Genomic DNA, 24,255 nt, shown 5'->3' on the forward strand with positions numbered 1-24,255 from the left:
CACATCAGCGTCTATGCAGTGGGTGGTGCAGTACGCGACCGTTTGCTGGGCCTGCCTGTACAGGACCGGGATTTCGTGGTGGTGGGCGCCACGCCGGAGGACATGACTCGCCTGGGATTCCGGCCCGTGGGCAAGGACTTTCCGGTATTCCTGCATCCGGACACCCAGGAGGAATATGCCCTGGCCCGCACGGAACGGAAAACGGCCAGGGGCTACAAGGGCTTCGCCGTCCGCGCCGCGCCGGATGTCAGCCTGGAAGATGACCTGCGGCGGCGGGATCTCACCATCAATGCCCTGGCGGAAGACGGCCAGGGCCAAATCGTCGACCCCCACGGCGGCCAAGCCGACCTGGCGGCCAAGGTGCTCCGCCACGTCAGCGAGGCCTTCGTGGAGGACCCGGTGCGCATCCTGCGGGTGGCCCGATTCGCCGCCCGCTTTCCCGATTTCAGGCTGGCCCCGGAAACCCTGGCACTGATGCGACGCATGGTGGCGGAAGGGGAAGTGGATGCCCTGGTACCCGAGCGCACCTGGCAGGAACTCGCCCGGGGCCTCATGGAAGGACACCCTTCCAGGATGATCGGCGTACTGCGGGACTGTGGTGCCCTGGCCCGCATCCTGCCGGAGCTGGACCGCCTTTTCGGCATTCCCCAGGACCCTGCCGTCCATCCGGAAGTGGATACAGGAGCGCATGTGCTGCGGGCCATCGACCAGTCGGCGGTTGCCGGTCATGAACTCCCCGTGCGCTGGGCCGCCCTGCTGCACGATCTGGGCAAGGGACTGACTCCGCAGGCTAGATGGCCCGACCACCCGGGCCATGGGCCCCTGGGTGTAGCGCCGGTGGATGCCATCGGCCAGCGGCTGCGGGTGCCCAGGGAATGCACCGAACTTGCCCGGGGCGTGGCGGAATGGCACGGTCCCATCCATCAAGCCCGGCAACTGGCGCCGGAGGAGCTTCTTGAATTACTGGAAAGGACCGATGCCTTGCGCCGCCCGGCTCGTTTTGGCCAGATGCTGCAGGCCTGCGCAGCGGACTTCCATGGCAGGCCTGGCCATGAAAACCAGCCTTTCCCCCAGGCGGACTTCCTGCTCCATGCCCTGGAGGTGGTGCGGTCCGTGGATGCCGGCGCCGTGGCGGCGCGGGCCGGCGACAAGGCAGAAGTGCCCGCGGCCGTGCGGGCCGCCCGCCTGGCCGCCCTGAAACCCGCCCGGGAAGGATCCCTGTCCGGCCATGGCTGAAGTCGAGACCCTGCTACTGAGCCGCTTTCCCGCCCTGGCTGACCTGCCTCCGACCCTGGCACAGGAGGTGGAAGCGCAGCTGTTGCCCCTGTCCATCGCCAACGGCACCACCCTTTTCGACATCGGCAGCGCCTGTCAGGCCCTGCCCCTGGTCCTGGATGGCCGCGTCAAGGTCATCAAGCGGGCGGAGAACGGCAGGGAAATCCGCCTCTACCATGTGCATCCCGGCGAGCTTTGCATCGTCACCGTGGGCTGCCTGCTGGGGGGCGCCGCCTATTCCGCCACGGGGGTCGCGGAAAGCGACCTCCAGGCCCTGGCCCTGCCCAGGCCCCTGTTCATGCGCCTGTTGAACGAACATCCTCCCTTCCGGGAATGGGTCTTCCAACTGTTCACGGAGCGCATCGCCGGACTCATGCAACTGGTGGAAGAAGTGGCCTTCCACAAGCTGGACCAGCGCCTGGCAGCCTGGCTAGTGGACCACGCACCCCGTGCGGGGGCCTCCCACCAGGCCATCGCGGACGAACTGGGCAGCGTGCGCGAGATCATCTCCCGCCTGCTGCGGCAGTTCGAGGACCAGGGCATGGTCGCCCTGGGACGGGAACGTATCGAGGTCCTGGATGCGGCCAGGCTGAGAAGCCTGGCTGGCCCGGCTTAAAAGTCAGGCTGAACCAGGCCGGTGCGGATCGCGTAGCGGGTCAGGCCCGCCACGTCGTGGATATTCAACCGCTGCATGAGTTGGGCCCGGTGGCTCTCAACGGTCTTCGTGCTGACATGCAGCTGGGTGGCGATCTCCCGCGTGGCAAAGCCCCGGGCGATGAGATGCAGGATCTCCCGCTGCCTGGGTGTAAGGCGGTCATCCTGCTTGACCGGCGTGACTGGCTCTTCCGTGCGCAGGAAATTCTCGATGATGCCCACCGCGTCCCGCAGGTTGGTCAGCACGGATCGGTGTTTGTCCGTAGCCTGGCGCAGTGCATCAAGCGCCTGCTTCTGGCCCGTGACGTCACTGCAGCAGCCGATGAACCCCAGCATCTTGCCCTTGTCGCCATAAATGGGCTGGCCAGACTTCATCAACCAGCGATAGCGCCCGTCACGGCGCCGCAGGCGACATTCCAGCACGAAGGGCTCCCGGGCCTGGATGGCCTGGCGGATCATCTTCGGCCAGGCTTCCGCATCCTCCGGATGCATGGCCGACAGCCAACCGTCCCCCTGGCTTTCCTCGATGCCCCGCGCAGTGAATTCCTGCCACGCCAGATTGACATGGCAGCATGCGCCGGACAGGTCTGACACCCAAATCATGGCCGGTACCCAATCCAGGGCCTGGACCATTTCCGGGGAGAGAAACGCGCTAGAGGCGCCGTGAGACATCGACCTGTTCTCCTTCTTCCATGTAATCAGCTACATAGATAAGGTTATCCGTAATGAATGACTCGCATCATCAGGGAAATCCCTATTTTTCTAGCTGGTTTTCTTAGTTGTAAGCCATAAAACCCGATTTTTTTAGTCATGTAACCTAAGTCACATAATCACGGTCTAAATACCAGTAACTTTGCCTCGCTTCCCTGGGAGCAATTTCGCAACGGATCGTAGGAGGAATGGCATGAAAGCAAATGTTGGCGGTATCGATCGTGTGCTACGCATCTTGGTGGGCGCGGCCCTGATCCTATGGGCGGCGCTGTTGGGCGGTCCGGTCTGGGCGTGGATCGGCGTGGTGCCCCTGGCCACGGGCCTGGTCAAGTTCTGTCCCGTCTATCCCATCCTGGGCATGAACACTTGCGGCACCAAGAACTGAGTTCCCCTTTTCCTGGGCGGACCCCAGGTCCGCCAGGAAAGGAAGATTTCCACCGGGAGATGCCATGACAGGCCAGTTGGTGTGCTGGAAATGCGGAGCCGATGTCAGCCGCCTGCCCCAGCCCCTGGGAAGGCGCGCAGAGTGCGATGCCTGCCATGCCGAATTGCATGTCTGCCGCATGTGCCGTCATTACGACCCTGGCAAGGCGAAGCAGTGCCGGGAAACCATGGCCGAGGAAGTGAAGGACAAGTCCCGGGCCAATTTCTGCGAATGGTTCCAGGCCCTGGCTGCCAAGTGCTCGCCCGCCAGCCCGCCCAAGAAGGACTCCCGCCACGCCCTGGACGCCCTGTTTGGGGGGGGTGCCGGCATGGATTCGAACTCAGGCACAGATAAAGGCAATCCACGCTCGGACCTGGATCGTCTTTTTGGCGACTAACCCACTGACCTATTCCTTCGGTATCCGCACTTCCCGTTCGTCGTAACGCCCCTCGTTGGCGCGGGGGTGGCAGGCCAGGCAATTGGAAGGCGTCCCGACCCGCTTGCGCTTCCAGAATCCCTGGGGCACCTCGTCGTGGGTGTACTTGAAATAAGGCGTTTCGGAAATGCGCTGGGGCTGGGCGGCTGGTTTGATGGCCTCGCTGATGCGGCGCATGCGCTGGTCTGCGTAGCTGCCATCGGCGGCCAGGGTTTCCAATTCCTTGAGGATGGCGAGGTGCTGGGGCTCATCCAGGGTGGCGTCCTCCCCGAAATGCTCCTCCAGTTCGTCCATCATCCTGTGCCAGGAGCGCACCGGCAACAGCCCCGGCGCGAAGGCCGTGTGACAGCTACCGCACTCCGCCAGGTAAGTCTTGCCGGCGGGCATGGGAAATCTGGCCTCATCCCCCTGGGGCGAGTGGCTGATCCATAAGCCCGCGGCGACCAGTACCAGTACGAGGACGAACAGGTGCCGCCACGTCATACCCACGTCGCCCTCCAGGGATGAGGCATTGCCAGCCATGCAGTCATGGCTGATCGTCTTCCCGATACTGGTAGCCGCTCACCATGGCCTGGGCCAGCGGCACGCGATGGCGTGCCTCATGCAATATCAGGGCGGCAACGTGGACCAGTACGAAGGCCAGGATCAAGTCCTCCAGGACATCGTGGGGCAGACGGAACCAGGGCTTCAGCAACACCTGGTGTCCGAGCCAGGTAACCAAGGGCCCCTGGCCCTGATCTATCGCGGCCAGGGCAAGTCCCGAAACGACCATGGCCATGGCCATGACATAAAAAGCCAGATAGGCCGCCGTGGCCAGGGGGTGGTGGCCGAAGCGGGACGGCGCGGTGAAGAAGGTACGGTTGCGCAGAGCCGCCAGCCAGGCCCGCCATGTCCACAACTGCCGCCAGTTGGCATGCTTGGGTCCGTAGACGGCCCATACGATGCGCGCAACCAATCCCAACAAAAGGCCATAGCCCAACCAGACGTGGAAACGCCAGAGCATGACCGCCTCCGGCGTGAAGGCAATCCACTTTGCGATCTGGCTGCCAAGCAGCAGCAGCAGGATCGACAGGCCGATCCAGAGATGGATGAGCCTGAGCACGGGGTCATAGATCTTTTCCCGGATGAGGCTCAGCCGCGCCATGGGGTGAGTTACTTTGCCGCGCCGGCGGGGGCGGCCTCGTCATCCCCCTTGATCTGCATGTAAGGCAGGTTCAGGGCGGGTTTGCCCAGGGATTGGTAGTAGGCGGAAATGTCTTCCAGGTCCTTCTCGGTGTAGAAGGCAGTGGCTAGGTTCATCACGGGGTGGAGGATCTTTCCAGTCTTGTATTTGTTGCTCTTGACCAGCAGTTTGTCCGCGTCACGGCCGGCCAGTTGCAGGGTGAAGAAAACGCCCCCGAAGGTATCGTTGCCATGGCAGGCCACGCACCCAACCGCCTTCTGCTTTCCGGCAGTGGCATCGCCTGCCAGGGCCGGCAGGGAAAGGGCTGTGAGGATGGTTACAAGGGCAGGTATCAGGACTTTCATGGCAGTCTCCAGAGAAAAATTCAATCGAATACAACTCATTGATAACTATCGCTTATTCGGTCATCAGACTCTCATCACTCGCGTGCCGTTGTCAATTTGTGGCGCGTATTCCGACGAAGTTGCAGACATAATTTGGCGGGCCTGCCATAGCCCCCCACCGTCCGCGTCCCATCCTGCCTCCAGGTCGTTCAACCGTGAAACACCTCATCGTCCCAGTCACGCCCTACCAGCAGAACTGCTCCCTCATCTGGTGCGAAAACACCGGCCAGGCAGCCCTCATCGACCCCGGTGGAGACGTGGAAATACTGCTCCGGGCCGTGGATCGAGAGGGCGTCAGACTGGAAAGGATCCTTCTCACCCATGGCCACCTTGACCACGTGGGGGGCGCTGGCGCCATTTCCACCCTGACCGGGGTGCCGGTGCTGGGCCCCCAGATCGAAGACGCCTTCCTGTTCGAAGGGCTCTCCAGCCAGGCCCAGATGTTCGGTTTCCCCTCCATTGCCCCGTTCCAGCCCAGCCAATGGCTCCATGATGGCGACCGGGTCAGGGTGGGCGACCTCATGCTGGACGTGCTCCACTGCCCCGGCCATACCCCCGGCCACGTGGTGTTCTTCAGCGATCCAGATCGGCTCGCCTTTGTCGGGGACGTTTTGTTCCAGGGCAGCATCGGCCGCACCGACTTCCCCCGGGGCAACCATGGTGCCCTGATCCAGGCCATACGCGGCAAATTGTTCCCCCTGGGGGATGATGTGCGGTTCGTGCCCGGCCACGGGCCCATGAGCAGTTTCGGCCAGGAACGCAGGACCAATCCCTTCGTGGGTGACCACTCGCCATGAAATAAAAAAGCCGGACCAAGGCCCGGCTTTTTCGAGGTGACGACAATGCTTAGCCGATAGTGGCGTCGGCGGTGTTGGAGTCGCCCTTGTTGTCGGTCCAGGACACCACCACCTTGTCACCCGCCTTGGCACCCTTCACGCGGATCGCCAGGTAGGGGTTCTTGCTGATGCCGCCGCCCCACTGGGCGTCCATCACCTGCTTGCCGCCCACCGTGCACGTCACGTTGGTGATGTGGTGCGCAGGCACCATCTGGCCCGTCTTCGCGTCCTTGCGCAGGCCGGTCTCCATCACGTGGTTCATCAGGCACTTCACTTCGGCTACATCGCCCTTCAGGGAGGCGCGGATCTTCATGGGTTCTGCCATGTTGTTTCTCCTGTGTTCAGTTCAAGGTCTAGGTCTCAGGGGTTCAGGGCTTTTAGCCGCCGCAGCCGCCAATGGTGACCTTGACTTCCTTGTGGGCCTTGTAGGTCTTGCCGCCCGCAGTGACCACCGCCACCACGTTGGACGTGGCACCCATCTTGACGCGGGTGGAGACGTACCCTTCCGCACCGTTCATCAGCTTGAAGTCGGCAATCAGGGGGAAGCCGTTCTTCTCCGCCAGAATGGCAATGCCATCGGTCCCGGCAATCTTGCTGGTGATCTCCACCGGCACCACCGCACCGTTCTCGGCAATGTCAGGGGCCTTCACCTGGATGTCGCCGCTGGCAGCAGCTCCGCCTCCACCAATGGCGCCCATGGCTCCGCCCATGTCCTTGGCTTCAAACCCAGCCTTGTTCCAGGCAGCGAAGGCCATGCCGGGCTTCAGCAGGCCAGCCATCACGGCAACGCCCACCACACCAGCAGAGCCAGCGCCCTTCAGTACGTTCCTACGCAGGTTGTTCATGCACTCTCTCCATATAATGAATGGTCCATCTACATAAATGCCCGCCTCGGCTTGCACCGAATGGCGACGGGAACTGCCAACGAGCAATCCCTAGAACGCCGTTACGGATCCGCCGGTGCACAAAGAGCCTGGAATATTCAGCCTATCGTGCTGCCGTACAAATGAACCTGAACGAGCGGACGCAACATTGACACGAAACATGCCGATTTTCCATGAAAAAAAACGGGAGTTGCGTATCGTCAATTCAGCTGGATTCGTGTGCCGAAAGGCACCGAGGACTTGCCCTTCACCAGCCAGATCACGGGATAGTGGGGCTCCGCTTCCGGGAACCGGCCCTGGGCGTCGGTGAAATAGACCAGCAGGTCCGGACTCAGCTGTTCCGCCGCCAGCCAGTCGAACACGGGCCGGAAATCGGTACCGCCGCCGCCGGAAATCTCCCCGGGCAGGGTCATGGCCTCCCACATGGCATAACGCCAGGGGCCGCTGGGGTCCAGCTTGTCGTCGCAGGCGTGGAGGGTGACATCGGCCCGCACCTGGGCCTTGAGCACGTCGATCTCCGTGAGAAACTCCTGCAATTCTTCCTGGGTCACGGAGCCGCTGGTGTCCAGGACCACCACGGCCTTGACGCTCTGGCTGTATAGGCGGGGCATGAGGGCTTCCCCCTCCCGCCGGGAGGTGCGCTGGAAGCTGTAGTCGTCCCGGGCGGCATTCATCATGTAGCGGGCCAGCAGTGCGCGCCAGGGCAACTGGGGCGAAAGCAGGTCATCCACCAGGCGCATCATGGACTGGGACAGCTTGCCGGCCTGGCGGGCGGCCTGGGCGGCGGCGGCCAGGCGACTCTTCCATTGTTCGTCCAGCTTGTCAGGGTCCGTGGGGGGCGGGGGCGGCGCATCCTGGGCTTCGCCGGCCTGCTGGGGGTCATTGCCTGTGTCCTGCTGTTCCTCGGGCTTGCCCCCGCCGCCGTCCGCGGAGTCCTCGCTCTGCTGTTCCCCCTGGCCCTGGCCCATGTCCTGTTCCTGGGGCTCTCCCTCCTGTCCGTCGGAAGTGTCGTTGTCGAACAGATGCATGTCCTGGGTCTTCTCCAGCGGATCCTCGTGCAGGAGCGGGTAGATCTCCTCGGCGGTGAGGCCCCGGTAGGAGGCGTTCATTAGGGCCTCGTCCGGAGGCTGCATGCGCTCCTCGTCCAGGATCATGTTCACGGCGTAGTCGCAGGCCACGTCCCAGCGGTGCCGAACGCGATGGCACCGCCGATTGAAATGGGACAGGGCGCAGTGCATGGCCTCGTGGGCCAGGGCGAACTGGGTCTGCTCCAGGGACAGGCGGGCGATGTAACCCGGGTTGTAGTAGAAGGCCTTGGCGTCCGTGGCCGTGGTCTCGCACCACTTGGGGTCCGCGGCCTTGAGAGGCAGGTGCATCACCAGGGCGCCGAGAAAAGGCTTTTCCAGGATCAGCCGGGTACGGGCGGCCGCCAGCTTGGTTTCCAGTTGGGCGATGTCCGGCACCATTTACCCTTTCCCCTTCCCCCTTCCCCCTTCTCCCGTTTGTGGCTTGAAGTCGTACAGCATCAACTCCGCCACGCTGTTGGCCCACTCCACGAATTCCGGCACCTTGAACAGGGGCTGCCCCACCGCCCGGTGCAGGTCAGTGACCAGCATCACGCCCATCTCCCGCTGGGGGTAGTGTCGGGCGTAGCGCAGGATGTTGGACAGCTTGCCGGGGTCGCCGGCGCTTTCCCGGGCCCGGCGCACCAGGGCGGCGGCCACGCCGTATTGCAGGTCGATGCCCCGGGGCACGTCCATCACCGTGCCCGCCAGGATGCCGTCGATGTCGGGCAGGTTCTCCAGGTTGTCTATGAAGGCCTTCAGTTCCACGCCGCAGGCCTGGCCCACGCAGGCCTGGAGCGCGTCGCCCAGCAGGTCCGTGCGGTCGCCGAACTTCTGCAGGGCGCGGTGGGCGTATTCCCAGGAACGGGGGCTGGGGAAGGCCACGGGGTTGTGGGCGGCGTCGTAGTTGAACAGCAGGTCGGGACGGAAGCGCAGGAAGCCCAGCACCCGCTCGTCGATGCCGTGGTTCAGGGCCCAGCCTATCCAGTCGTCCAGATGGGCCTCCACGTCGTAGTGTGTGAAGCGGTTGGCCAGGGGCGCGGGCATGGCGTAGGTGACGCCCCGGTCCCCCTGGCGGTTGCCGGCGGCGAAGATAGCCCAGCCCTTGGGAATCTCGTACTCGCCCAGCTTGCGATCCAGGATGAGCTGGTAGGCGGCGGCGGACACGGTGGGTGGAGCGGCATTGATCTCGTCCAGGAACAGGATGCCTGGCACCTTGCTGTCGGGATCTGGCAGCATGTCCGGCACCGACCATTTCACGACCTCCTTGCCGTTTTCACCCGTCGTGCGGAATGGAATGCCGCGCAAATCCGTGGGTTCCATCTGGGACAGGCGGATGTCTATGAGGCGAACGCCATGCTTCCTGGCGATGCCTGCGATGATCTGGGATTTGCCTACCCCGGGAGGGCCCCAGAGCATGACGGGCGTATGGTGGCCTTCGGTGCAACTCAGGAACTCGCGGTCGAGGATGGTTTCGATATGGGAGGGACGCATCAGTTTTCTATCCAGTTGTCATCAATTTCACCCTGGGCAAGTTCCAGCCTGGCCGCCACCAGGGCGGCGTTGAGCCGGGCCGGGTCCGCCACCCGGGGCAGCAGGCGGTGCACGCGGAAGAGCCATCGGGGTCTTTCACAGGCCAGCGCTTCCAGCCGGTCCCGGCTTTCCATGGTCAGCCGGGGCCAGAGCAGGAGCAAGGGCGCCAGCCATGCATGATAATCGGCAATAACCGACTGTTCCAGTCGACTATTCCAGGATTCCTGCACCAGCAGTTCGGGAAAGTCCCGGGCCGGCAATTGCCGGCCGCGCCATTCGTGGGGCAGCCGTGCCCCTCCTGTCCCCTGCCCCACGCCCGCCTGATCCCGCTTGAACCATTGCGTCATGGCATGTGGCCGTGCGGCATGGTTGACAATGCGAGCCAGCATTTCGCGATGGGAAGCATGGTCGCCCGCAGCCGTGGTGGCCCGTCTTTCGCGCTCGGCCAAGGCAGGGGAATGAAACCCGGTATAGGTGGGCACGAAGGGCAACCACTGCACCTCCCGGCTTTCCGGACGTGGCTCCGCCTCCCGCGCGGTTCCCACCAGGGCCAGGGGCTGACCCGTCTCCCGGTGCAGCAGCCAGAGTTCCCAGGTGTCGAAGATGGGAAAAGGAAGTGGCGGGTGGGTCTCCAGGGCGGCCATGAGGTCCGGCGCCGCGCCGGGCTGGCCGGCCCTGAGGCCGACGCCTTCCTCCCACACCCCCACGGGGCGCATCAGGCCGAAGCCGTCGTCTGCCCGCAGCTGCCACCTCACACCATCGAAGCTGTGGGCGGTGGCTTCGCCCGTGTCCACCACTGCCACCACGCCCCGATAGGGGTTGACCCGGCGCAGGGCGTAATAGCGTGGATACATCGTCGTAAGCCTTGACTAAGAGAGAGGAAATACCGGCCAGGCCGGTACTCACCACTTTTTCTATGCCGCAAAGTGGAGTTGCTGCAAACTTCGCCCAAACTGCCTTGGCCGTCAAACATGAAATTCTGTTCCCAATGCGGCAGCCCGCTAAGCATTGAAGTTCCCTCCGGCGATAACCGACTCCGCCACGTGTGCCCGTCCTGCGGCGCCATCCACTACCAGAACCCCAAGATGGTGGTGGGCTGCATCCCGGAATGGGAAGACAAGATTCTGCTCTGCCGCCGGGCCATCGAACCCAAGTACGGCCTCTGGACCCTGCCGGCGGGTTTCATGGAGAACGGCGAGACCACGGCGGAAGGTGCCGCCCGGGAAACCCTGGAGGAGGCAGGCGCCCGGGTGGACGTGCTGGGCCTGTATTCCATGATCAGCCTGCCGGATATCAACCAGGTCTACCTGGTGTTCCGCGCCAGGCTGCTGCACCTGGATTTCGTCCACGGCGAGGAAAGTCTTGAAGCACGATTGTTCTCGGAACAGGACATTCCATGGGAACAGATGGCCTTCCGCACCGTCCAGCACACCCTGGAGCGCTACTTCGCTGACCGCAGGGCCGGTACCTTTGCCCTTTTCGAGGGCAATATCTACCACAGGCCCCGCTGACTTCAATGCCATGACCCCCCCCGAACTCCTGGCCCCCGCCGGCTCCCAGGCCATGCTGGAAACAGCCCTGGCCTTTGGCGCCGACGCGGTCTATGCCGGCCAGCCCCGCTACAGCCTGCGGGTGCGCAACAACAGCTTCCGGGATGAGCACGCCCTGGGCGCGGGCATCGACTACGCCCATGCCCGGGGCAAGCAGTTCTACGTGGTGAGCAACATCTACCCCCACAACGCCAAGGTGAACACCTACCTGGCGGACATGGCCCCGGTCATCGCCCAGAAGCCGGATGCCCTCATCATGGCGGACCCGGGCCTCATCGACCTGGTCCGGGAGACCTGGCCGCACATGCCCATCCATCTTTCGGTCCAGGCCAACACCGTCAACTACGCCGCCGTGCGCTTCTGGCAAAAACTGGGTATCTCCCGGGTGATCCTGTCCCGGGAGCTCTCCCTGGACCAGGTGGCGGAGATACGCCAGGCATGCCCGGACATGGAACTGGAGGTCTTCGTCCACGGCGCCCTGTGCATCGCCTATTCCGGCCGTTGCCTGCTGTCCGGCTACTTCAACCACCGGGATGGCAACCAGGGTACCTGCACCAACTCCTGCCGCTGGGACTTCAACGTGAAGAACGCCCAGGTGGAACCCGGCGGCGACATCTACCTGCTGGAGGAGCGGGAGAAACGCCAGGGCAGCTATATGCCCGTGGAGGAGGACGAGCACGGCACCTACATCCTCAACGCCAAGGACCTGCGCGCCATCGAGCACGTGCAGCGCCTGGTGGAAATGGGCGTGGACTCCCTCAAGATCGAAGGCCGCACCAAGTCCCCCTACTACGTGGCCCGCACCTGCCAGACCTATCGCCAGGCCACCGACGACGCCCTGGCCGGCCGCCCACTGGATGCCCGACTGGTGGGCGAGCTGGACGGTCTGGCCAACCGGGGCTACACGGGAGGTTTCTTCGAGCGCCACCCGGACCGGGAGTACCAGAACTACCTACGGGGCCATTCGGAATCCGGACGTAGCCTGTATGTGGGCGACCTGACGGGATACGCCCCGGATGGCCTGGCGGAGGTCGAGGTGAAGAACCGGTTCGCAGTGGGGGACCGCATCGAGGTCATCCATCCCAGCGGCAATCGGGAAGTACAGGTGGAATCCATGCGCAACCTGGACGGCCACAGCATGGAAGTGGCCCCCGGCAGCGGCCATCGGGTACGAGTCCCCCTGCCTGCCGGCTGCGATGGCGCCTTCATCGCCCGCTTCGTGAATTGATCAGAACGACTGGAGCTCCCATGCGCATCGGTATTCCCAAGGAAATCAAGGACCACGAATACCGTGTGGCCATCACCCCCGCCGGTGTGCAGGCCCTGGTCCAGGCGGGCCACAAAGTGCTGGTGGAACACAATGCCGGCCTGGCCGTGGGCCTGGAGGATGGTGACTACCAGGCCGCCGGCGCGGAAATGACCGACGCCAGCGGCGTTTATGCGGCCGACATCGTCTTCAAGGTGAAGGAACCCCAGCCGTTGGAACTGGCCCGCCTGGGGGCCGGGCAGATCCTGTTCTGCTACCTGCACCTGGCGGCCGCGCCGGAACTGGCGCAAGCGCTGATGGACAAGGGCGTCACCGCCATCGCCTTCGAAACCGTCCTGGACCAGGGAGGCCACACCCCCCTGCTGGCCCCCATGTCCCAGATCGCAGGACGGCTGGCCCTGCAGATGGGCATGCAGGCCCTGGAGATGAAGAACGGCGGCCGGGGGGTGCTGCTCTCCGGCGTGCCCGGGGTACCCCCTGCCCGGGTGGTGATCATCGGCGGCGGGGTGGTGGGGGCCAACGCGGCCCGCATCGCCGTGGGCCTGGGCACGGACGTGACCTTGCTGGACCGAGATCCGGATCGCCTGCGGGCCTTCGACGACCAGTATGGCGGCCGCCTGAAGACCCGCTACTCGAATACCGGAAGCATCGAGGAACTGGTGCGCCATGCCGACCTGGTGGTGGGTGCCGCCTACGTCCACGGCCGGCGTGCGCCCCGCCTGATTTCACGGGAACTGCTCCGCGCCATGCCCAAGGGCTCCGCCCTGGTGGACGTGGCCATCGACCAGGGCGGCATCGCCGAGACCTCCCGCCCCACCACCCATTCCGCCCCCTTCTTCGTGGAAGAGGGCGTGGTGCATTACTGCGTGGCCAACATGCCCGGCGCCGTGGCCCGCACCAGCACCCTGGCCCTGGCGGAGGTCTCCCTGCCCTACATCCTGCGCCTGGCCTATGACCCCCAGCTGGCCCTGGAAGAAGACCCGGGCTTTGCCGCCGGCCTGAACGTGGCAGAGGGCCGCATCGCCCACCCAGGGCTGGCCAATGACCTGGCCCATGAATGAGCAACCCATTGATTCATAAGCAATCATCCGTGCCCTATACCATTTGAAATATGGCCCCCCTGAGGCAGGGGCGCGTATAAGGGGTAGTGAGTTTCCTCACAGCCCACTCCAGACGTGGAATCCGCCGCCGCCCATCCCCATCACCCCACCGGACGTTGGAGCCTGGACCGCCTGACATCCCTCAGGCGGACTGGCTCATCCTGGCCCTGGGCCCTGGTGGCCGGGTTCATCGCCCAACTGATGCTGATCTTCTTTGTCACCAGCGAGGGCCTGGGCGAACTGGCGGCCACAGACGCCCGCCTGCGTACCCTGGTGGATCAGCACATGACGAGCCTGCGGCTGACCAAGGCCATGCAGGTGGCGGTGCGAGAACGCACCGTAAGTTTGGCGCGCATGATCACGCTCCCCGACCTTTTCGCCCAGGACGAGGAACAGCAGCGTTTCTGGCGCCAGGCGGAACACTTCATCACCGCCCGCCGGCAACTCCTGAACCTGCCCCTATCCCAGGAGGAACGTGCCCTGCTGGACCTTCAATGGCAGCTGACCCTCCGGGCCTTGCCCCTGCATAACCGGGTCATCGACCTTAGCCTGGAAGGACGTTACCAGGAAGCGCAACAGGTCCTGGCCAGGGAGGCCATTCCCGCCCAGGACGCGGTGATGAAGACGCTTTCCCAGCTGGATGACGTGATCAGGGACGGGGCCCATGCAGCCCTCCAGGAAGCCACCCATGCCCACCAGGAGGCACGCCGCTGGATGTTGCTGCTCTCCGGCTCCGCCCTGTTGCTGGGCATGCTCATCGCCAGCGTGGTGGTGCGCAACATCCACCGGGCGAACCTGGAGCGGGAGCGCCTGGCCTCCCACGATCCCCTCACGGGCCTGCCCAACCGCACGCTACTTCTGGACCGCTTCGAGCAGGCCATCCTGCGGGCCCGGCGCCAGCATACCCACGTGGGCCTGCTGTTCATAGATCTGGATGGTTTCAAGGCGGTGAACGACACCCTGGGCCACGGTGCGGGCGACGAATTGCTGAAGATCATCGCCCAGCGGCTCCAGCAGGAGATCCGGGCGGGCGACATCGTCGCCCGCCTGGGGGGCGACGAATTCATTGTGGGCCTGCTGGACGCAACCCATCGGGAACACATCGAGCACGTCTCGCATAAGCTGCTGAGTGCCATCGCCCAGCCTTGCCAGCTGGCTGGCCGGGAACTGGCCCTCTCTGCCAGCGTGGGCATGTGCGTCTTTCCCGACGACGGACTGGACGCCAAGAGCCTGCTGAAATGCGCCGATTTCGCCATGTACGCCGCCAAGCAGGCGGGCAAGAACCAGGTGCGACGTTTCACGGGCAAAACCGGCCAGGCAGGTCCAGCCCCTGGCCCGTGCACCGCTGCCAAGCCTGCTGACACCCTCGCCCCGAACTGACTGGAACGGGCACCAGCCCAAGACGGCTCCCGCAAGCAGTGGCCGAGCCCGGGCATTCCACCAGGCCAGCCCTGAGTTCGATGGGAATGTGCATGAACAGGGGCATCCCACGTCATTGGGCTATCCGGTCTAGACTGGGATCAGTGCATTCTTTCATTCCCAGCGAAAGGAAAGCCATGTCCCCTGCCACCAAGCTGCTGCTGGCCTTGTGCGTGACCCTGACCACCACTCTTGCCGGATGCGAAACCTACCCCAGGTACGGCGAGGCAGGCGCTCACAGCCGGGACTACAAGGTCCGGGTCGTGTTCAGCGACCGGGACCGGGCCATCATCCGTGACTACTACGGCCCACACCATCGAGGCCTGCCTCCGGGCCTGGCGAAGAAAGGCAAGGTGCCCCCCGGCCACGCCATGAAACTGCGCCGGGGCGACCCGGTCCCCGACGGCTACATGTGGCGCCCCCTGCCCAGGGATCTGGAAGGTCGGCTGTCGCGACTGCCCGAAGGCTATGTGCGGGTCGTGGTAGGCACCTCCGTCGGCATCTTGGAAGTCCGGACCCGGGTGGTGCTTGACCTGCTGAACGACATTGCCGACTGACCCCGGCAAATGGTCTGACCGGGTTACCCGGGAGAGCAATGCCCTGGACCTGGAGCAGGGTGTATTCACCTGGGACGATCCCCGGCGGATTGCCCTATCCTTGAAGCATTCCGCCGACACCAGCGGCCGGCGCAAGGCAGAGCCCTTCCGCTCCGCCATGTACATGCTTGTGTTCTATATCAACCGGGCCGGGCGGAACCTGGACGAGGAACGGCGCCGCATTCTGGAGCAGGCCAAGAAAGAACTGCGCCGCGCATATGGAAGACTGTGAAAGGGCGGCATTGGGCATGAAGGGGAATGGCCATGTATGAAGGGGGATGTCTCTGCGGCCGCGTGCGCTTTCGCATCACCGGCCCCATACGCAACATCGTCCACTGCCACTGTTCCCGTTGCCGCAAGGCCCAGGGCAGTGCATTCGCCACCAATGGCTTCGTCGCGACGGTGCACTTCCAGATCATGGCTGGTGAGGGGGAACTGACCGGCTACGAATCCTCCCCGGGCCAGAGCAAATATTTCTGCAGGCATTGCGGCTCCCCCATCATGAGCCGCAACACGGCCAGGCCCAACCAGGTGCGGATACGCCTGGGCACCATCGAATCCGACATCGGGGAACGACCCATGGCCCACATCTTCGTCACCTCCAAGGCCAACTGGGATGACATCCGCGGCGACCTGCCCCAATACGAGGCCTACGAACCCGGTCGCTGATTCCTTCCATCCCACCACATCAATCCCTGCACGGAGTCCACCATGTTCGAATCCGCCGAACTCGGCCACACCCTGGACAAGAAGTCCTTCGACAAGGAACTGCCCGGCCTGCGCGCCGCCCTGCTGGACGCCCAATACGAGCTGGTGGAGAAGCGGGGCTTCCAGGTCATCCTTATCGTCAGCGGCGTGGACGGCGGCGGACGGCGGGAAACCGTACACAAGCTGAACGAGTGGCTGGACCCCCGCCACATCGAGACCCACGGCATGGGCGCCCCCTCTGACGAAGAACGGGACCGGCCCCACATGTGGCGTTTCTGGCGCGCCCTGCCCTCCAAAGGCAAGATCGGCATCTTCCAGGGCTCCTGGTACAGCGACCCCTTCATCCGCAAGGTCTACGGCGAGATCAAGAACGCCGCCCTGGAGGAGGCCATGGATCGCAACGTGCGCTTCGAGAAAATGCTGTCCGACGAAGGCGCCCTCATCCTCAAGTTCTGGTTTCATCTCTCAAAGGACCGCCAGGAAAAGCGCCTGAAGGCCCTGGAAAAGGACCCCAGCACCCGCTGGCGGGTGACGGAGCGGGACTGGCGCCACTTCAAGCTCTACGACAAGTTCCAGACGACCGCGGACAAGGTCCTGCGCATGACCAGCACCGCCCAGGCCCCCTGGTACATCATCGACGGCACGGACGAACGCTACCGCGGCCTGACCATGGGCAAGATCGTCCTGGAAGCCCTGCGCCAACGCCTGGATAACCCGCCCCCGGTGCATTCCATCCCGGGTCTTCCTTCCCTGCCCCGGGTGGACGAGACCAATATCCTGCGTTCCCTGGACCTGGGCCTCACGGTAAGCAAGCAGGAATACAACAAGAAGCTGGAGGCCCTCCAGGGCCGTCTGGCTACCCTGGTGCGGGAACCCCGCTTTCAGAAACATGGCATGGTGGCCGTGTTCGAGGGACATGATGCCGCCGGAAAAGGCGGCGCCATCCGCCGCGTCACCGGTGCTCTGGATGCCCGCCATTACCAGGTCATTCCCATTGCCGCCCCCACGGAAGAAGCCCGGGCCCAGCCCTACTTGTGGCGCTTCTGGCGCCAGATTCCCCGCCGGGGCCGCCTGGCCATCTTCGACCGTTCCTGGTACGGCCGGGTGCTGGTGGAACGGGTGGAGGGCTACTGCACTGAATACGACTGGATGCGGGCCTACAACGAGATCAACGACTTCGAGGCCCAGCTTCAGCAACATGGTTTCATCGTCGCCAAATTCTGGCTGTCCATCAGCCAGGAGGAACAACTGAAGCGCTTCCAGGCCCGGGAGAAGATCGCCTTCAAGCACTTCAAGATCACCGAGGAGGACTGGCGCAACCGGGAGAAGTGGGACCAGTACGAGCAGGCCATCTGCGATATGGTGGACCGCACCAGCACAGAGATCGCGCCTTGGGTGTTGGTGGAAGCGGAGGATAAGCACTACGCCCGCCTGAAAGTGCTACAAACCTTGTGTGATCGCATCGAGGACGCTCTGTGACATAATAGTCGACGTTTTTTGTCGGCTATTAACGAGAGGACTTGGCGATGAGCGAACCCGTGGTTGCAGGAAAAGATCCCATTGAAGTGGAACTGGAGGCAGGCAAGAGCTACTGGTGGTGCGCATGCGGCCGCTCCAGGAACCAGCCCTGGTGCGACGGCTCCCATGCCGGAACGGACTTCAAACCCCATGAATTCCAGGTCGCCAGCGCCGGCAAGCACTGGCTTTGCGCATGCAAGCACACGGCCAACGCCCCCTTCTGCGACGGCGCCCACGAATTGCTGGACTGAACCTCTCGCCGCCGCCCGGAGGGGAGCACCCCCCTCCCGGGACGCTTTACAGGTTGTGACCCCCAGGGATGGAAAGCGATAATTGCGGGCGCTGAGCACGCCTTTACATGGAAAACTACCTCCTCATCCTCGTCGGCACGGTGTTCGTGAACAACATCGTGATGTCCAAGATCCTGGGTCTGTGCCCCTTCATGGGCGTGTCACGGAAACTGGAAACCGCCATCGGCATGGGGGCCGCCACCACTTTCGTGCTCACCCTGGCCTCGGGCCTTTCCTACCTTATCGACACCTATCTGCTGGGCCAGGACCTGGCCTATCTGCGCACCCTGTCCTTCATCGTGGTGATCGCCGGCATCGTCGGCTTCACCGAAATGTTCATCAAGAAGACCTCCCCGGTCCTGTTCCGCGTGCTGGGCATCTACCTGCCCCTCATCACCACCAACTGCGCCGTGCTGGGCATTCCCCTGCTCAACGTGCAGGAGCAGCACAACTTCGTGGAATCCCTGTTCTTCGGCCTTGGGGGTGCCCTGGGCTTCACCCTGGTGCTGATCCTGTTCGCCGCCATGCGAGAGCGCCTGGAGGCCGCCGACGTGCCCTTGCCCTTCAAGGGCACCAGCATCGCCATGATTACCGCCGGCCTCATGAGTCTGGCCTTCATGGGCTTTGCGGGGCTGATCAAATGATGGGGAGTAGGAAATGGCAAGGGGGGAGTAGGAATACTCCACGGGGGTTTATGCTTTACCCGCCTTCCACTTTCCATTCCCCACTCCCCAGGATGGCCGCATGCTAGCGGCCATCCTAGTCATGGCCGGCATCGGCCTGGTGCTGGGCGGTGTCCTTGGCTGGGCCTCCATCCGGTTCCGGGTCCAGGAAGATCCCCTGGTGGACAAGATCGACGCCATCCTGCCCCAGACCCAGTGCGGTCAGTGCGGCTACCCGGGCTGCAAGCCCTACGCCGAGGCCATCGCCAAGGGGGACGCGGACATCAACAAATGCCCGCCCGGTGGTGACGACGGCATCAAGCGCCTGGCGGAACTGCTGGGCGTTGACCCCAAACCCCTGGGGGAGGGGCTGGAGCCCAAGCCCAAGTCCGTGGCCGTCATCGACGAGAACACCTGTATCGGCTGTACCCTTTGCATCCAGGCCTGCCCGGTGGACGCCATCGTCGGTGCCGCCAAGCAGATGCACGTCATCGTCGCCGACCAGTGCACCGGATGCGAGCTGTGCCTGCCCCCCTGTCCCGTTGACTGCATCAGCATGGAAGTGGTGACGGAGGACCTCAGCACCTGGAAGTGGCGCTATCCCATCTTCCGCATGAAGCAGGTGGCTTGAAATGAGCCAACCCCGCAAGCTTCACAACTTCCCGGGCGGCGTGCATCCGGCGGGCCACAAGGCGGAATCCAACGCCTCGCCCATCCGCCCCATGCCCCTGCTGCCCCGCTACGTGGTGCCCCTGCGCCAGCACATCGGCACGCCGGCCCGGCCCCTGGTACAGGTGGGTGACCGGGTATTGAAGGGCCAGATGATCGGCGCCGCCGAAGGCTATGTCTCCACTGCCGTGCACGCCCCCACGTCGGGAAAGGTAACAGCCATCGAGCCCCGGGCCGTTCCCCACCCCTCGGGCCTGTTCGACGAGGCCATCGTCATCGAGGCGGACGGTGAGGACCGGAGCATCGGCATGCAGCCGCTGGACTGGCGCACCCTGGACCCCAGCGCCCTGCGCAACCGCATCCGCGAGATGGGCCTGGCGGGCCTGGGGGGCGCGGTATTCCCCAGCTACATCAAGCTCAACCCGGGCGCGTCCAGGAACGGAGCCAGCCCCATCCACACCCTCATCCTCAACGGCGCGGAGTGCGAGCCCTGGATCACCTGCGACGACCGCCTCATGCGGGAGCGGGCCACGCAAATGCTGGAGGGGGCACGCATCATGGGCCACATGCTGGGGGCCCGCACCGTCATAGTGGGTGTCGAGGACAACAAGCCGGAAGCCATCGCCGCCCTCACCAAGGCCCTCTCAGAGGCCGAGGCCGACGACATCGAGATCGTGACCGTGCCCACCTGCTATCCCGGCGGCGGCGGCAAGCAACTGGCCTACACCCTCACAGGCGTGGAGGTGCCCACCGGCGGCCTGTCCACCGACGTGGGCATCCAGGTGTTCAACGTGGGCACCGCCTTCAGCCTCTATCAGGCGGTGATGCACGGCGAGCCCCTGATCAGCCGGGTGGTCACCGTCACCGGCCACGTGGGCACGCCCGGCAACTTCGAAGCGCGGGTGGGCACCCCCATCAGCGACCTGCTGGCGGCGGCGGGGGGCAGCCTGGAAGGCGCCAGCGGCGAGATTATCGGCGGCCCCATGATGGGCTTCGACCTCATGGACCTGGCGGCCCCCGTCACCAAGGCGGTGAACTGCGTCCTGGTCAAATCCCCTGCCCTGTTCCCGCCCAAGCCCGAGGCCCTGCCCTGCATCCGATGCGGCGCCTGCGCCCGGGCCTGCCCCGTGGAACTACAACCCTTCGAGATGTACTGGTTCAGCCGCGCCCGGGACTTCGGCAAGGCCCAGGGCTACAACCTGTTCGACTGCATCGAGTGTGGCTGCTGTTCCTTCGTCTGCCCGAGCCACATCCCCCTGGTGGACTACTACCGTTTCGCCAAGAGCGAGATCTGGGAACGGGAACGGGAAAAACAGTCCTCCGACCAGGCGCGGACCCGGCACGAATTCAAGACCTACCGACTGGAGCGGGAGAAGCAGGAGAAGGCGGACAAGTTCGCCAAGGCCGCTGCGGAGACCAAGGCCAAGGCCAGTACCGCCGAAACCGGCGACGACCCGGAGGCCGCGAAGAAGAAGGCCATCCTGGAGGCGGCCCTGGCCCGGGCCGCCAAGGCCAAGGAAGAAATGACCGCCGCCGGCTTGAAGCCCAGGAACGTGGAAAACCTGCCGCCACGGGTGGAACAGGAAATTGCTGAGATAGAAGCCCGCCGGGGCACGGCCGTCGCTGACACGGAAGCAGAAATGCCCAAGGTGGACCAATGAACGGCTCCCCCTTCACCCTCCTGGAGCGCAACTCGGTCTCCGTCGTCATGCTCAAGGTCATGGCGGCCCTGATCCCCGCCATCATCGCCCACGCCTGGTTCTTCGGCCCTGGCATCTGGGTCAGCCTGTTGGTATGCAGCGTGTTCGCCATCGGCCTGGAAACCCTCATGCTGCTCATGCGAGGCCGGCCCCTGGGCCCGTTCCTCAAGGACGGTTCCGTGCTGGTGACGGCCTGGCTCCTGGCCCTGTCCCTGCCCACCCTGGCCCCCTGGTGGCTGTATGCCGTGGGCATGATCTTCTCCGTGGTGGTGGCCAAGCACCTCTACGGCGGACTGGGCCAGAACCTGTTCAACCCGGCCATGGTGGGCTACGCGGCCCTCATCGTCAGCTTCCCCATGTACATGACCCAATGGCCCGGGCCCATCGGCGTGGCGGTGCAGAGCATCAACCTGGGAGAGGCTTTCGACCTGGTGTTCGCCGGCCAGGGCTCGGTCAGCGTGGACGCCTTTACATCCGCCACCGCCCTGGACACCTGGAAGACCCAGGCCCGCCTGGGCAAACCCGTGGCCGACATCCTGGTCATGCCCGCCTTCGGCTGGGCCGGTGGCCGGGGCCAGGAACTGGTGTCCCTCATGTATCTGCTGGGGGGCCTGCTGCTGCTGGGCAACCGCCTCATCACCTGGCATATCCCCGCCGCCTTCCTGGGCGGCGTGGCCTTCACCGCCTGGGGCCTGCACCTGCTGGACCCCGGCCAGCATGCCGGTCCCCTGTTCCACCTACTGTCCGGAGGAGTCATGCTGGGGGCCTTCTTCATCGCCACGGACCCGGTCACCGCCGCCTCCACCCCCCGGGGCAAACTCATCTACGCCGGCATGGCAGGCCTCATCACCGTGCTGATCCGCAATTTCGGCGGCTACCCGGACGGAGTGGCCTTCTCCATCCTGCTCATGAACGTGGCCGCGCCCTTCATCGACACCTACACCCAGCCCCGGGTATTCGGCCATAAGACCAGTGACCAGGCTGGTGGTCGGAAGGACACGGCATGACCCCGGCCCTGCGCGAGACCTTCTCCACCTCTCTCACCCTGCTGGTATTTTCCGTGGTCTGCGCCAGCCTGCTGGCGGGGGCCTACTTCGCCACCCGGCCCAACATCGAGCGCAGCGAACAGGAGGAAAAGATGCGCCTGGTGGCCCAGGCCTTGCCCCCGGCAAGCTTCGACAACGACCCCATCCACGACGCCCGGCCTTTGCCTGTGGACCCGCTTCTGGGACTTAAGCATGCCGGCCAGGCCTATGTGGCCTCAAGGACAGGCACGCCGGTGGCCGTGGTGCTGGAAGTCATCGCCCCGGACGGCTATGCGGGTGAGATCAAGCTGCTGATAGGCATCCGCGCCGACGGAAGCATCGCCGGCGTGCGTGTCACGGCCCACAAGGAAACCCCGGGCCTGGGGGACTACATCGAGGCAGCCAAGAGCAACTGGACACACCAGTTCGAAGGCAAGGGCTTGTCCACCCCGCCCGAGGCCGCGTGGAAGGTGCGCAAGGATGGCGGACAGTTCGACTACATGGCCGGCGCCACCATCACCCCCCGGGCCGTGGTGAAGGCGGTGCACAAGGCCCTGCGCTATTTTGAAGAACACAGGGAGTCGCTGCTGCGCCTGCCTGAATCACCACCCGGAGGGACGCCATGATCTCCGCCGAAACCCGGGACATCATCGCCAACGGCCTGTGGAAGCAGAACCCGGGCATCATCCAGCTGCTGGGCCTGTGCCCCCTGCTGGCCATCAGCAACAACGTGGTGAACGCCCTGTCCCTGGGCCTGGCCACCACCCTGGTGATGGCGGTGGCCAACGTGGCCGTGGCCCTGGTGCGCAACTTCATCCCCCACGAGATCCGCATCCCCGTGTTCGTGCTCATCATCGCCGCCCTGGTGACCGTGGTGCAGCTTGCCATGAATGCCTGGGTCCATCCCCTGTACCTGGTGCTAGGGGTGTTCATCCCCCTCATTACCACCAACTGCATCGTCCTGGCCCGGGTGGAGGCCTTCGCCTCCAAGCGCTCCACCGCCCACTCCGTGCTGGACGGCACCATGATGGGCCTGGGCCTCACCGCCGTGCTGGTGGTGCTGGGCGGCATGCGGGAAATCTTCGGCAAGGGCACCCTGCTCTCAGGCCTGGACCTGGTCCTGGGCCCCCAGGCCCAGGCCTGGGTGGTTCACGTCGTCCCGGACTACCAGGGCTTCCTCCTGGCCGTGCTGCCCCCCGGCGCCTTCATCGGACTGGGCTTGCTCATCGCCGCACGCAATTTGATTGAGAATAGGCGCCTCGACCACTGATGCCCAGTAGCGGAAATGCCGGTTTTTTTTACACTGATCAGGGAAGCTGTAAAAAAACCCCACCAAATCAATAGGGTATGATTTGGCTTCACAATTGCTTGCCGGAAGCATCAATGCACAAACCATTGGGGACAAACCATATGAATTCGCGCCTTTCACTTGCCGCGGCCCTGGCCCTGGCGCCTGCCCTGGCCTCCGCCAACATCGATATCGTCTTCGACTACTCTTACGACACCAACGGCTTTTTCGGCGCCACCCATAAAAGCATCCTGGAATCCGCCGCCAGCGTGTTCGAGTCCCGGATCACAGACAGCCTGGGCGAGATCAGCAGCACCACCCACAACAACTTCACGACCATCTTCTTCAACCCCAGCGACATCAGCGGTACGGACATAGCCCTGGAATATCAATCCATTGCCGCTGACGTGCTTCGTATCTATGTTGGCGCCGACGACCTTGGCAGCGGCACCCTGGGCATCGGCGGCCCAGGCGGCTTCAACGCCAGCGGCTTCTCCAACTTCTTCGATACTATCGACCGGGGCCAGGCAGGTGTGGCCACCGATACCGACTTCGCCCCCTGGGGGGGCGCCCTGGCTTTCAACCAAGCCTATGCCAACTGGTATTTCGACAGCGACATCGCCACCCTGGAGAACTTCGCCGGCAAGGCCGACTTCTATTCCGTGGCTCTTCATGAGATCGGCCACCTCCTGGGCATCGGGACCGCCCCATCCTGGTATCGCCTGGTGGACACCGCCACCCATACCTTCAACGGCAACTTCACCGGGCCCCAATTGCTGCATGCCGACAATGCCCATTGGAATGAAGGGCTGAACAGCCCCATCAACGGGGTTGGCAGCTTCGAGGCCGCCATGGATCCCACCCTGTTCCTGGGCACCCGCAAGGTATTCACCGACCTGGACTGGAACGCCCTGCGGGACATCGGCTGGCAAGTAGCCGCCGTGCCCGAGCCCGGGAGCTGGGCCATGCTTCTGGCGGGCCTGACCCTCGTTTCCGGGAGCATCAGGAGTCGCCGCGTCTGAGTCCTCCCCCGCTGATCCACCCTACAAGAAGGGGCGCCGGGCACCCCTTTTGGTCTCT

General features: G+C 64.3%; 30 protein-coding genes. 21 read left to right on the forward strand and 9 right to left on the reverse strand.

From position 1 onward, the window contains the following. Positions 1–3 precede the first annotated feature (3 nt). Together H6935_04245 and H6935_04250 are read left to right on the forward strand one after the other, a co-directional pair. A complete protein-coding gene (locus H6935_04245) occupies positions 4–1,236 on the forward strand; it encodes a multifunctional CCA addition/repair protein (protein ID MCP5277557.1) in 1,233 nt (410 codons plus the stop codon). After that, positions 1,229–1,891 carry a Crp/Fnr family transcriptional regulator gene (locus H6935_04250; protein ID MCP5277558.1) on the forward strand — a complete coding sequence of 221 codons (663 nt, stop codon included), beginning with the start codon at positions 1,229–1,231 and terminating at the stop codon, positions 1,889–1,891. The genes H6935_04245 and H6935_04250 overlap by 8 nt, the downstream gene beginning before the upstream one ends. On the opposite strand, the gene H6935_04255 is transcribed toward H6935_04250, so the two are convergent. Next, a complete protein-coding gene (locus tag H6935_04255) occupies positions 1,888–2,532 on the reverse strand; it encodes a PAS domain-containing protein (protein MCP5277559.1) in 645 nt (214 codons plus the stop codon). The two genes, H6935_04250 and H6935_04255, sit on opposite strands and share 4 nt — an antisense overlap. 301 nt (positions 2,533–2,833) lie before the next feature. On the opposite strand from H6935_04255, the gene H6935_04260 reads away from it, so the two are divergent. Next, complete coding sequence (locus tag H6935_04260) at positions 2,834–3,025, forward strand: DUF2892 domain-containing protein (protein ID MCP5277560.1); 192 nt, start codon at positions 2,834–2,836, stop codon at positions 3,023–3,025. Positions 3,026–3,089: 64 nt separating this feature from the next. Beyond that, positions 3,090–3,461 (forward strand): hypothetical protein, encoded by a 372-nt coding sequence (locus H6935_04265; protein ID MCP5277561.1) that lies wholly within the window; start codon positions 3,090–3,092, stop codon positions 3,459–3,461. Positions 3,462–3,470: 9 nt separating this feature from the next. On the opposite strand, the gene H6935_04270 is transcribed toward H6935_04265, so the two are convergent. Genes H6935_04270 through H6935_04280 form a run of 3 tightly spaced genes read right to left on the reverse strand, consistent with a single transcriptional unit; the run spans position 3,471 to position 5,027 of the window. Next, positions 3,471–4,022, reverse strand: a complete 552-nt coding sequence (locus H6935_04270; GenBank protein MCP5277562.1) for a diheme cytochrome c — start codon at positions 4,020–4,022, stop codon at positions 3,471–3,473. Between the two features lie 4 nt (positions 4,023–4,026). Continuing rightward, on the reverse strand, positions 4,027–4,644 hold the full coding sequence (locus H6935_04275; protein MCP5277563.1) for a cytochrome b/b6 domain-containing protein: 618 nt from the start codon (positions 4,642–4,644) through the stop codon (positions 4,027–4,029). Positions 4,645–4,652: 8 nt separating this feature from the next. Continuing rightward, positions 4,653–5,027: a cytochrome c gene (locus H6935_04280; protein ID MCP5277564.1), complete on the reverse strand. Its 375-nt coding sequence runs from the start codon at positions 5,025–5,027 to the stop codon at positions 4,653–4,655. A 194-nt stretch (positions 5,028–5,221) separates the two neighbouring features. On the opposite strand from H6935_04280, the gene H6935_04285 reads away from it, so the two are divergent. Next, positions 5,222–5,863, forward strand: a complete 642-nt coding sequence (locus H6935_04285; protein ID MCP5277565.1) for an MBL fold metallo-hydrolase — start codon at positions 5,222–5,224, stop codon at positions 5,861–5,863. Positions 5,864–5,912: 49 nt separating this feature from the next. Here H6935_04285 and soxZ read toward each other — a convergent pair whose 3' ends face one another. The 5 genes from soxZ to H6935_04310 all read right to left on the reverse strand — a co-directional run bounded on the left by soxZ (position 5,913) and on the right by H6935_04310 (position 10,237). Further along, entirely contained in the window at positions 5,913–6,227 is a 315-nt protein-coding gene (gene soxZ, locus H6935_04290; GenBank protein MCP5277566.1) for a thiosulfate oxidation carrier complex protein SoxZ, read from the reverse strand. 52 nt (positions 6,228–6,279) lie between these two features. Then, positions 6,280–6,747 carry a thiosulfate oxidation carrier protein SoxY gene (soxY, locus tag H6935_04295; GenBank protein ID MCP5277567.1) on the reverse strand — a complete coding sequence of 156 codons (468 nt, stop codon included), beginning with the start codon at positions 6,745–6,747 and terminating at the stop codon, positions 6,280–6,282. Between the two features lie 239 nt (positions 6,748–6,986). After that, the gene (locus H6935_04300; protein MCP5277568.1) at positions 6,987–8,252 is read right to left on the reverse strand and encodes a hypothetical protein; all 1,266 of its coding nucleotides are present in this window, start codon (positions 8,250–8,252) and stop codon (positions 6,987–6,989) included. Then, positions 8,253–9,344, reverse strand: a complete 1,092-nt coding sequence (locus H6935_04305; protein ID MCP5277569.1) for a MoxR family ATPase — start codon at positions 9,342–9,344, stop codon at positions 8,253–8,255. Continuing rightward, a complete protein-coding gene (locus H6935_04310; protein ID MCP5277570.1) occupies positions 9,344–10,237 on the reverse strand; it encodes a hypothetical protein in 894 nt (297 codons plus the stop codon). Before H6935_04310 ends, H6935_04305 begins: the two co-directional genes overlap by 1 nt. Before the next feature lie 117 nt (positions 10,238–10,354). On the opposite strand from H6935_04310, the gene H6935_04315 reads away from it, so the two are divergent. The 16 genes from H6935_04315 to H6935_04390 all read left to right on the forward strand — a co-directional run bounded on the left by H6935_04315 (position 10,355) and on the right by H6935_04390 (position 24,197). Beyond that, complete coding sequence (locus H6935_04315; protein MCP5277571.1) at positions 10,355–10,894, forward strand: NUDIX hydrolase; 540 nt, start codon at positions 10,355–10,357, stop codon at positions 10,892–10,894. Between the two features lie 10 nt (positions 10,895–10,904). Further along, positions 10,905–12,161 carry a U32 family peptidase gene (locus tag H6935_04320; protein MCP5277572.1) on the forward strand — a complete coding sequence of 419 codons (1,257 nt, stop codon included), beginning with the start codon at positions 10,905–10,907 and terminating at the stop codon, positions 12,159–12,161. Between the two features lie 20 nt (positions 12,162–12,181). After that, a complete protein-coding gene (gene ald, locus H6935_04325) occupies positions 12,182–13,261 on the forward strand; it encodes an alanine dehydrogenase (GenBank protein MCP5277573.1) in 1,080 nt (359 codons plus the stop codon). Between the two features lie 114 nt (positions 13,262–13,375). Further along, positions 13,376–14,680 carry a diguanylate cyclase gene (locus tag H6935_04330; protein ID MCP5277574.1) on the forward strand — a complete coding sequence of 435 codons (1,305 nt, stop codon included), beginning with the start codon at positions 13,376–13,378 and terminating at the stop codon, positions 14,678–14,680. Positions 14,681–14,856: 176 nt separating this feature from the next. Then, entirely contained in the window at positions 14,857–15,276 is a 420-nt protein-coding gene (locus tag H6935_04335; GenBank protein MCP5277575.1) for a hypothetical protein, read from the forward strand. Beyond that, positions 15,266–15,547 (forward strand): DUF3175 domain-containing protein, encoded by a 282-nt coding sequence (locus H6935_04340; protein ID MCP5277576.1) that lies wholly within the window; start codon positions 15,266–15,268, stop codon positions 15,545–15,547. The genes H6935_04335 and H6935_04340 overlap by 11 nt, the downstream gene beginning before the upstream one ends. 32 nt (positions 15,548–15,579) lie before the next feature. Beyond that, positions 15,580–15,984 (forward strand): GFA family protein, encoded by a 405-nt coding sequence (locus tag H6935_04345; protein MCP5277577.1) that lies wholly within the window; start codon positions 15,580–15,582, stop codon positions 15,982–15,984. A gap of 42 nt (positions 15,985–16,026) precedes the next feature. Beyond that, the gene (gene pap, locus H6935_04350) at positions 16,027–17,502 is read left to right on the forward strand and encodes a polyphosphate:AMP phosphotransferase (GenBank protein ID MCP5277578.1); all 1,476 of its coding nucleotides are present in this window, start codon (positions 16,027–16,029) and stop codon (positions 17,500–17,502) included. Between the two features lie 47 nt (positions 17,503–17,549). Then, positions 17,550–17,792, forward strand: coding sequence for a CDGSH iron-sulfur domain-containing protein (locus tag H6935_04355; GenBank protein ID MCP5277579.1), 243 nt, complete (start codon positions 17,550–17,552; stop codon positions 17,790–17,792). A gap of 107 nt (positions 17,793–17,899) precedes the next feature. Continuing rightward, positions 17,900–18,475, forward strand: a complete 576-nt coding sequence (gene rsxA / locus H6935_04360) for an electron transport complex subunit RsxA (GenBank protein MCP5277580.1) — start codon at positions 17,900–17,902, stop codon at positions 18,473–18,475. A 100-nt stretch (positions 18,476–18,575) separates the two neighbouring features. Continuing rightward, complete coding sequence (gene rsxB, locus H6935_04365; protein ID MCP5277581.1) at positions 18,576–19,124, forward strand: electron transport complex subunit RsxB; 549 nt, start codon at positions 18,576–18,578, stop codon at positions 19,122–19,124. A 1-nt stretch (position 19,125) separates the two neighbouring features. Beyond that, complete coding sequence (gene rsxC, locus H6935_04370) at positions 19,126–20,823, forward strand: electron transport complex subunit RsxC (GenBank protein MCP5277582.1); 1,698 nt, start codon at positions 19,126–19,128, stop codon at positions 20,821–20,823. Then, positions 20,820–21,869, forward strand: a complete 1,050-nt coding sequence (locus tag H6935_04375) for an RnfABCDGE type electron transport complex subunit D (GenBank protein MCP5277583.1) — start codon at positions 20,820–20,822, stop codon at positions 21,867–21,869. Before rsxC ends, H6935_04375 begins: the two co-directional genes overlap by 4 nt. Then, positions 21,866–22,513, forward strand: coding sequence for an electron transport complex subunit RsxG (gene rsxG, locus H6935_04380; protein MCP5277584.1), 648 nt, complete (start codon positions 21,866–21,868; stop codon positions 22,511–22,513). The genes H6935_04375 and rsxG overlap by 4 nt, the downstream gene beginning before the upstream one ends. Beyond that, the gene (locus H6935_04385; protein MCP5277585.1) at positions 22,510–23,157 is read left to right on the forward strand and encodes an electron transport complex subunit E; all 648 of its coding nucleotides are present in this window, start codon (positions 22,510–22,512) and stop codon (positions 23,155–23,157) included. The genes rsxG and H6935_04385 overlap by 4 nt, the downstream gene beginning before the upstream one ends. 140 nt (positions 23,158–23,297) lie before the next feature. Continuing rightward, on the forward strand, positions 23,298–24,197 hold the full coding sequence (locus H6935_04390) for a PEP-CTERM sorting domain-containing protein (protein MCP5277586.1): 900 nt from the start codon (positions 23,298–23,300) through the stop codon (positions 24,195–24,197). Positions 24,198–24,255: the final 58 nt, after the last annotated feature.

This window comes from Thiobacillus sp. (assembly GCA_024235835.1).
Taxonomy (GTDB): domain Bacteria; phylum Pseudomonadota; class Gammaproteobacteria; order Burkholderiales; family Thiobacillaceae; genus PFJX01.

Bases quoted from the DNA above. Each gene is read 5' to 3' on its own strand.
- H6935_04250 (MCP5277558.1), top strand. From the start codon at position 1,229: ATGGCTGAAGTCGAGACCCTGCTACTGAGCCGCTTTCCCGCCCTGGCT.
- H6935_04255 (MCP5277559.1), bottom strand. From the start codon at position 2,532: ATGATTTGGGTGTCAGACCTGTCCGGCGCATGCTGCCATGTCAATCTG.
- H6935_04260 (MCP5277560.1), top strand. From the start codon at position 2,834: ATGAAAGCAAATGTTGGCGGTATCGATCGTGTGCTACGCATCTTGGTG.
- H6935_04265 (MCP5277561.1), top strand. From the start codon at position 3,090: ATGACAGGCCAGTTGGTGTGCTGGAAATGCGGAGCCGATGTCAGCCGC.
- H6935_04270 (MCP5277562.1), bottom strand. From the start codon at position 4,022: ATGGCTGGCAATGCCTCATCCCTGGAGGGCGACGTGGGTATGACGTGG.
- H6935_04275 (MCP5277563.1), bottom strand. From the start codon at position 4,644: ATGGCGCGGCTGAGCCTCATCCGGGAAAAGATCTATGACCCCGTGCTC.
- H6935_04280 (MCP5277564.1), bottom strand. From the start codon at position 5,027: ATGAAAGTCCTGATACCTGCCCTTGTAACCATCCTCACAGCCCTTTCC.
- soxZ (MCP5277566.1), bottom strand. From the start codon at position 6,227: ATGGCAGAACCCATGAAGATCCGCGCCTCCCTGAAGGGCGATGTAGCC.
- soxY (MCP5277567.1), bottom strand. From the start codon at position 6,747: ATGAACAACCTGCGTAGGAACGTACTGAAGGGCGCTGGCTCTGCTGGT.
- H6935_04300 (MCP5277568.1), bottom strand. From the start codon at position 8,252: ATGGTGCCGGACATCGCCCAACTGGAAACCAAGCTGGCGGCCGCCCGT.
- H6935_04305 (MCP5277569.1), bottom strand. From the start codon at position 9,344: ATGCGTCCCTCCCATATCGAAACCATCCTCGACCGCGAGTTCCTGAGT.
- H6935_04310 (MCP5277570.1), bottom strand. From the start codon at position 10,237: ATGTATCCACGCTATTACGCCCTGCGCCGGGTCAACCCCTATCGGGGC.
- H6935_04315 (MCP5277571.1), top strand. From the start codon at position 10,355: ATGAAATTCTGTTCCCAATGCGGCAGCCCGCTAAGCATTGAAGTTCCC.
- H6935_04320 (MCP5277572.1), top strand. From the start codon at position 10,905: ATGACCCCCCCCGAACTCCTGGCCCCCGCCGGCTCCCAGGCCATGCTG.
- ald (MCP5277573.1), top strand. From the start codon at position 12,182: ATGCGCATCGGTATTCCCAAGGAAATCAAGGACCACGAATACCGTGTG.
- H6935_04335 (MCP5277575.1), top strand. From the start codon at position 14,857: ATGTCCCCTGCCACCAAGCTGCTGCTGGCCTTGTGCGTGACCCTGACC.
- H6935_04345 (MCP5277577.1), top strand. From the start codon at position 15,580: ATGTATGAAGGGGGATGTCTCTGCGGCCGCGTGCGCTTTCGCATCACC.
- pap (MCP5277578.1), top strand. From the start codon at position 16,027: ATGTTCGAATCCGCCGAACTCGGCCACACCCTGGACAAGAAGTCCTTC.
- H6935_04355 (MCP5277579.1), top strand. From the start codon at position 17,550: ATGAGCGAACCCGTGGTTGCAGGAAAAGATCCCATTGAAGTGGAACTG.
- rsxA (MCP5277580.1), top strand. From the start codon at position 17,900: ATGGAAAACTACCTCCTCATCCTCGTCGGCACGGTGTTCGTGAACAAC.
- rsxB (MCP5277581.1), top strand. From the start codon at position 18,576: ATGCTAGCGGCCATCCTAGTCATGGCCGGCATCGGCCTGGTGCTGGGC.
- rsxC (MCP5277582.1), top strand. From the start codon at position 19,126: ATGAGCCAACCCCGCAAGCTTCACAACTTCCCGGGCGGCGTGCATCCG.
- H6935_04375 (MCP5277583.1), top strand. From the start codon at position 20,820: ATGAACGGCTCCCCCTTCACCCTCCTGGAGCGCAACTCGGTCTCCGTC.
- rsxG (MCP5277584.1), top strand. From the start codon at position 21,866: ATGACCCCGGCCCTGCGCGAGACCTTCTCCACCTCTCTCACCCTGCTG.
- H6935_04385 (MCP5277585.1), top strand. From the start codon at position 22,510: ATGATCTCCGCCGAAACCCGGGACATCATCGCCAACGGCCTGTGGAAG.
- H6935_04390 (MCP5277586.1), top strand. From the start codon at position 23,298: ATGAATTCGCGCCTTTCACTTGCCGCGGCCCTGGCCCTGGCGCCTGCC.